The sequence below is a fragment of the Cupriavidus sp. HMR-1 genome (assembly GCF_000319775.1).
Taxonomy (GTDB): domain Bacteria; phylum Pseudomonadota; class Gammaproteobacteria; order Burkholderiales; family Burkholderiaceae; genus Cupriavidus; species Cupriavidus metallidurans.
The window spans coordinates 1-6261 of the sequence record NZ_ANKP01000087.1; the positions used below are offsets into that span (position 1 = coordinate 1).

The window sequence follows — 6261 nt, forward strand, 5'->3', positions numbered from 1 at the left end:
GCTGGCGCCGGCCTGGTCGCCGTGGCCGGCGCGCGGCTGGGGCGTGCCTGTGGCGGCACCGTCATGACGGTGCGGGCCTGTATCGACACGGCCGACTTCTCGGAAGCCAGCTTCCTGGCATGCGGGATCGCATTGCTGTGCGTGGCGATGTTCGCCATGCATCGCGCCCAGGCGCGCGGATGGCTCCCGGGGCAGGCCGAGCTGGCAATGCACGACGACGTCGCCGATGACCATGCCACGATGCCTATGCTTCGGGCCGGTGACGGACGCGTTTCGCGCCGCGGGCCGGGCCGCATTCCCGGCCTGACGATCCGGCCTTCCGGCAGTGGCCTGTCACCGGTCGGCGAGTACAGCGTCAGCACCGACCTGCCAGACCGCACCGCCTTCGCGCGCTGGCTCGATCAAAGCATCGCCCATGCGCGTCTGGCAGAGACAGGGTGCGCGGTGCTGCTGATCCATATTGCCGACTATCGCGAGGTCGACGAGGTTTTCGAGGTTCGTGCCGATGACATCCTGGCGCAGGACGCGGGCGCGCTCGCTCAGGCCGCGCTGGAGCCGCACGACTTCCTGGCACGGCTGGCGCGCGACGAGTTCGCCGTTGGCGTGCCCAATCTGGTGCACCACAGCCGCGCGCATGACCTGGGCTCTCGCGTGCTCGGGTCCCTGGCCGAATTCGTGGCGGCACGCGGCCTGCAGATGCAGATCGGCGTGAACATCGGGATCGCGATTTATCCGCGCGATGCGGCCACATCCGAAGGGTTGATGCAGGCAGCGCGCGTGAGTCTGTCGGAAGCGCGCGAAAGCGGTTCGAACCAGGTGCGCGTGTTCAACTCGGCAGCGGGGGAGCGCGCGCGCCGCACGCGCGTGATCCGGCGCGACCTCTGGCCCGCCATTCAGGACGACGGCCTGTCGCTGATGTTCCAGCCGAAGTTCGACGTGAAAACGCGCCAGGTGGTGGGCGCCGAAGCGCTCTGCCGCTGGCGGCATCCCACGCTGGGCGCGGTCAGTCCGGCCGAGTTCATCATGGTGGCCGAGCAGTCGGGCCAGATCGACAAGCTCGACGACTGGGTGATCTCGCGGGTCTGCGGGCAGGTGCGGAGCTGGCAGGACGCCGGGCTGCCGGTGGTGCCGGTGGCGATCAACGTTTCCGGGACGCGTTTCGCGAGCCGCAATTTTCCGCGCTATCTGCTTGAACATATCCACCAGCACGACATCCCGCCTTCCGCGATCACGCTGGAGATCACCGAGACCGCCGCGATGAAGGACATCGCCAAGTCGCTGGAAACGCTGGCGGAGCTGCAATCGCTCGGCATCCAGGTGGCGCTCGACGATTTCGGTAGCGGTTACTCGAGCCTCGGTTATCTGAAACGGCTGCGCGTGGGCACCCTCAAGATCGATCGCACGCTGATCGGCGGGCTCGATGCCGATCCGCAGGGTCGCGCCATCGTCGGCTCGATGGTGGCGCTGGCGCACGAGTTGCGGATGAAAGTGGTGGCGGAGGGCGTCGAATCGGCCTCGCAGCTGGAGATCCTGCACGGCATGGGCTGCGACGAAGTGCAGGGCTACCTGCTGGCCGTTCCGCTCGACTCGCCCGGGTTTGCCGACGTATTGCACGCGGCACGGCCATTGGCAGTCTAGCGGTCACGCTTCGCGAATCGGCGCTAAAGACCGGCCGCATCGCGCCGATATGCCAATGAAAGGGCGTGCCGCGCGTATCGCGTTCGCCCAAAGCCGGCACGTCCGCCGCCGGCGGTCTTGACGTGTCATTGGCGGACTCACCCGAACCCGGAGTCCCCGATGTCTCTCCTGAGCATTCTTGTCGTCGATGATTCACCATCCCTGCGCCGGATGACCAGCGCCTGTCTGCGTGCCGGCGGCTACGGGGTGACCGAGGCGTCGGATGGCAAGGAGGCGTATGAGGTCGCGCGGGAGGGCAACTTCGACATGCTGGTGACCGACCAGGTCATGCCGGTCATGGATGGCTTGTCCCTGATCCGCGCGTTGCGCGCCATGCCGGACTACGCCACGGTGCCAATGCTGATGCTGTCGACAGAGTATGACGATGCCATCCTCGAACGCGCCCGTGAGGCCGGCGCATCGGGGTTCCTGGCCAAGCCGTTCGACCCCGAGGAACTCATGGCGTCGGTCGACGCGCTGCTGGGCCCTCCCAACGTAGGGTGAATTTCACGCAAAGTCGCCCTTCATTCACCCCGCTGCCTGCCGTAATTACTAGAGGGCGATACTCGATGCCCGGTTTCAGGGGCCGCCATGCGCGGTACCGGCAAGGGCACGCCAGCCCGGCAACGATCAACCATGCCAGCGGGGGCAACCATGAACATCAGCACCAACAGGACGGACGGCTCGGGAGAGGAATTCCTGGCGTTCCGGCTCGGTCGCGAAGAGTACGGTATCGACATCCTGAAGGTTCAGGAGATTCGCGGATACGAAACGGTGACGCAGATCGCCAATGCTCCCGCGTATCTGAAGGGCGTGATCAACCTGCGCGGCACGATCGTCCCGATCATCGACCTGCGCATCAAGTTCAACCAGGCCCAGATCAGCTACGACCAGTACACCGTCGTGATCATCGTCGACATCCATGAGCGGACCACCGGCATCGTGGTCGATGGCGTGTCCGACGTGCTGACGCTAGCCCCGGCCCAGATCAAGCAGGCACCGACCCTGTCGGGCGGCGTCGAAACCGACTATATCCGTGGCATCGGCTCGCTCGAGGGCCGCATGCTGATCCTGGCGGACATCGAAAAGCTGATGAACGTCGACGATCTCGCGGCCATCGAAGCCGCGGCTGGCGCCGCCTGAGCGGCGCTAGCGGCCCGAGCGCTCCGCGCCGGGTCGTATTTCGCCCCACGCGCGTCCTGCCGGGCGTGGCGTGGGCCGACCGCACACCGCGGTCAACGCCCCCAAAGCAGTCAAAGCCATGCGCAACAACCAGCCAGTCACCCAGCGGGAGCATCCGCTACCCCCGGACGTCTACCTGATCTCGCGAACCGACCTCAAGGGTCGTATCACGTTCGCCAACCGGGCGTTCGTCGAGGTGAGCGGATTCACGTCCGACGAGCTGCTTGGCGCTGCCCACAATCTCGTGCGACATCCCGACATGCCGCCCGAGGCCTTTGCCGATCTCTGGGATTCGCTGCAGGCGGGCAAGTCATGGGTGGGCATCGTGAAGAATCGCTGCAAGAACGGCGATCACTACTGGGTGCACGCCACGGTCACGCCGACACGCATCGGCGACCGCATCGTCGGCTATACGTCGGTGCGATCGATGGCCAGTCGCGAACAGATCGGCGCGGCCGACGCCGCATATCGGCGTTTCCGTGAGAACCGGGCCGGCGGCCTGGCGATCCGCGATGGCGCCGTGGTGCGTACCGGCCCGGCAGGCCTGATCGGCCGCATGACGCGGATTACCCTGAAGCGACGCATCCTCTGGGCCCAGCTTGCGGGGCTGGTGTGGTTCCTGGCGGCCATCGCCGGCGTGCACTGGCTGGCAGAGGAGCAAGCCGCGCAACTCTGGCCGTGGCTGTGGGGCGCATTCGGATTCGCGGTGCTCTCCTCGTTCATGGCGGGTTCGATGCTGGTGTCGCGTGTCGAGCGTCCGGTGCGCGAGATGCTGGATTTCGCACTGCGCATGGGCGCGGGCGATCTGACGAGCAACTTCGAACACCGGTCAGCTGACGAAGTCGGCGAACTGTCGCGTGCCATGCGCACGATGCAGCGCAGCCTGCAGTCGGTGGTCAACGATATCCAGGGCGGCATGGCCAGCATTTCGGCCGCCACGCATCAGGTGGCCGCCGGTAACAACGATCTGTCGCAGCGTACCGAGCAGCAGGCCGCGTCGCTCGAGGAAACGGCTTCGAGCATGGAGCAGCTGACCAGCACGGTCCGGCAGAACGCCGACAACGCGCATCAGGCCACGCGGCTGGCGGCCGATGCCTCCGAGACGGCCGTGCGCGGTGGCGAGGCGGTGGGGCGCGTGGTCCAGACGATGGACGAGATCAACGCGGCCTCGCGCAAGATCGTCGACATCATCGGCGTGATCGAGGGCATCGCATTCCAGACCAACATCCTGGCGCTGAACGCGGCGGTGGAAGCCGCGCGCGCGGCCGAGCAGGGCCGCGGCTTCGCGGTGGTGGCCGGCGAGGTGCGCAGCCTGGCGCAGCGCAGCGCCAATGCGGCCAAGGAGATCAAGGGTCTGATCGGCAATACCGTGGCGCGCGTGGAAAGCGGCGCGGAGCAGGTGGGTCAGGCCGGCGCCACGATGGACGAGATCGTGCAGGCGGTGAAGCGCGTGACCGACATCATGGGTGAGATCAGTTCGGCATCAGCGGAACAGAGCGCAGGCATCGAGCAGGTGAATGAGGCGGTGACGCAGATGGACGATGTGACGCAGCAGAACGCTGCACTGGTGGAGCAGGCTGCTGCCGCGGCGGGCTCGCTCGAAGAACAGGCCGAGCGCCTGCGGGAGTCGATCTCCACGTTCCGCGTGAGTATGCAGGCCGAGGTCCGGCCGCCGCGCAAGCGACAGGTGGCGACGATGAGTGAAACGGGGAAAGAAGCCGGCCTGGTCAACGCCTGAGCTTCGGGTCTATTCAAATGGAAGGAGGGGGTAGTTCTATGCAGTGGTTCAATCAACTACGCGTGACAACCAGGCTGATTGCTGGCTTCCTGGTTGTATCCGTCATCGGCGCCATCATTGGCTTGCTAGGCGTCGTCAACATGGGGCGCATGACGGAATGGACCGGCAAGATCTACAACAGTGACCTGCAGGCGCTCAAGGCGGTCCAGGACGGCAACATCAACCTGGTCTATGCCAGCCGCGCGCAGATCGCGCTGCTGTCCGCGTCGACGATGGGCGAGCGTGCCACCGAGCGGGAGCAGATCGAGAAGTCGCTTAGCGCGTTGGAGACCCGCGTCAAGTCGACCAAGGATTCCTTCACGCAACCGGAAGGCCAGGCGTTGTACAAGCAGTACGAGACGCTGCTGCCGCCGTTCCGCGAGCGGATGCAGAAGTACGTCGAGCTGGTCGGCAAGCAGCCGCTGGACACCTCGCAGTTCGAAAGCACCGTGTTTACCGAGAGCGCCGAGCTTCTCAAGGACAGCCGCGCGCTTGAAGACCTCCTGCTCAAGATGGTGAAGCGCCGCGACGAGCGCGCCAAGGCCAACATGGATGAATCGACCAGCGTCTACAACCACTCGCGCGTGCTGATGCTGGCGCTGGTGCTGGGCGGCCTGGCGGTGTCGGTGCTGCTGGGTGGATTCCTGGCACGCCAGCTTTCGCGCCAGCTCGGTGGCGAGCCGGGCTATGCCGCGGCCATCGCGGCGCGTATCGCGGAGGGCGACTTCTCGGACGCCGTGAACCTGCGTGCCGGCGACCGGACCAGCCTGCTACATGCCATGGACCAAATGCAGCAGCAACTCTCGCAGATGGTGCGTGACTTCAAAGTGTCTGCCGAATCGATCGGCTCGGCATCGAGCGAGATCGCAGCCGGCAACAACGACCTTTCGCAACGCACGGAACAGCAGGCAGCCTCGCTGGAGGAAACGGCCTCGAGCATGGAGCAGCTGACCAGCACCGTGCGCCAGAACGCCGATAACGCGCGCCAGGCCAGCGGGCTGGCCGCCAATGCGTCGGAGACGGCTGTCCGTGGCGGCGAGGTGGTGGGCCGCGTGGTGCAGACGATGGGCGAGATTAACGACGCGTCGCGCAAGATCGTCGACATCATCGGCGTGATCGAGGGCATTGCGTTCCAGACCAACATCCTGGCGCTGAACGCCGCCGTGGAAGCCGCGCGGGCGGGCGAGCAGGGCCGAGGCTTTGCCGTGGTGGCCGGCGAAGTGCGCAGCCTGGCGCAACGCAGCGCCAACGCCGCGAAGGAAATCAAGACGCTGATCGACAACTCCGTGGCGCAGGTGGATACGGGCGCCGCGCTGGTGTCGCAGGCCGGCACGACGATGGATGAGATCGTGCAGGCCGTGAAGCGTGTGACCGACATCATGGGCGAGATCAGCGCGGCCTCTGCCGAGCAGAGTTCGGGCATCGAGCAGGTCAACCAGGCCGTTTCGCAGATGGACGAAGTCACCCAGCAGAACGCGGCGCTGGTCGAGCAGGCCGCCGCTGCCGCAGGTTCGCTGCAGGATCAGGCCAGCCGCCTGATGGCGTCGGTGTCGGGCTTCCGTCTGTCCCACGGCGATGACGCCGTGCCGGCACTGGCTGCCCCGGCGCCAGCCGCGCGTCCGGTC

Annotated in this window: 5 protein-coding genes; all 5 read left to right on the forward strand. The window is 66.3% G+C overall.

The features are described 5' to 3' along the window. Window positions 1-1638 (forward strand): EAL domain-containing protein (locus D769_RS12970; protein WP_008645725.1); only part of this gene is annotated, 1638 nt, incomplete at its 5' end. A gap of 159 nt (window positions 1639-1797) precedes the next feature. Next, on the forward strand, window positions 1798-2181 hold the full coding sequence (locus tag D769_RS12975; protein WP_008645726.1) for a response regulator: 384 nt from the start codon (window positions 1798-1800) through the stop codon (window positions 2179-2181). A gap of 150 nt (window positions 2182-2331) precedes the next feature. Further along, window positions 2332-2820 carry a chemotaxis protein CheW gene (locus D769_RS12980; RefSeq protein ID WP_008645727.1) on the forward strand — a complete coding sequence of 163 codons (489 nt, stop codon included), beginning with the start codon at window positions 2332-2334 and terminating at the stop codon, window positions 2818-2820. 118 nt (window positions 2821-2938) lie between these two features. Next, on the forward strand, window positions 2939-4597 hold the full coding sequence (locus D769_RS12985; RefSeq protein WP_008645728.1) for a PAS domain-containing methyl-accepting chemotaxis protein: 1659 nt from the start codon (window positions 2939-2941) through the stop codon (window positions 4595-4597). Window positions 4598-4635: 38 nt separating this feature from the next. Then, window positions 4636-6261: methyl-accepting chemotaxis protein (locus tag D769_RS12990; protein ID WP_008645729.1), on the forward strand; the 1626-nt coding region annotated here is incomplete at its 3' end.

Coding starts and splice junctions, on each gene's coding strand:
- D769_RS12975 (WP_008645726.1), top strand. CDS start 1,798: ATGTCTCTCCTGAGCATTCTTGTCGTCGATGATTCACCATCCCTGCGC.
- D769_RS12980 (WP_008645727.1), top strand. CDS start 2,332: ATGAACATCAGCACCAACAGGACGGACGGCTCGGGAGAGGAATTCCTG.
- D769_RS12985 (WP_008645728.1), top strand. CDS start 2,939: ATGCGCAACAACCAGCCAGTCACCCAGCGGGAGCATCCGCTACCCCCG.